General features: G+C 65.6%; 1 protein-coding gene. It reads left to right on the top strand.

Annotated elements, in window-relative coordinates:
* On the top strand, positions 1-515 hold a 515-nt coding region (locus ABD357_RS29930; RefSeq protein ID WP_344394142.1), incomplete at both ends, for an extracellular solute-binding protein.

The following is a 515-nucleotide window of genomic DNA, read 5'->3' as shown; positions in this document are numbered from 1 at the left end:
CAGGAGACCGGGGTCGCCGTCAAGGTGCTGAACCTGGACGACGCTCCGCTGCTCGCGCAGATCAAGCAGGGCCGCCCGCAGTGTGACCTCATCAACAACTCGATGATGTCGCACCTCAAGTACGTGGCGCAGGACGCTCTGGAGGCGCTGGACCTGGACCGGGTCAAGAGCGTGAAGAGCGCGAAGATCCCCGAGAACCAGATCACCGACCATGCCATCGGCAACAGCTTCTACGGTCAGTGCATCGCGTACCGCACGGATGCCTTCGGCGGTAAGAAGCCGGAGTCGTGGGCGGACTTCTGGGACACCAAGGCGTTCCAGGGGGATCGCGCGTTGGTCCACCCGGACGGTGACCTGCCCGAGCTGGAGTTCGCGCTGCTGGCCGACGGGGTGCCGATGGACAAGCTGTACCCGCTGGATGTGGACCGCGCCTTCAAGGTGCTGACCCGGCTGCGGCCCAGCATCAAGAAGTTCTGGGACAGCGGCCCGCTGCCGGGTGTGCTGCTCAGCCGCGA

The sequence above is a fragment of the Streptomyces vastus genome (assembly GCF_039532825.1).
Lineage (GTDB): Bacteria > Actinomycetota > Actinomycetes > Streptomycetales > Streptomycetaceae > Streptomyces > Streptomyces vastus.
This window is presented reverse-complemented; position numbering and strand designations above follow the sequence as displayed.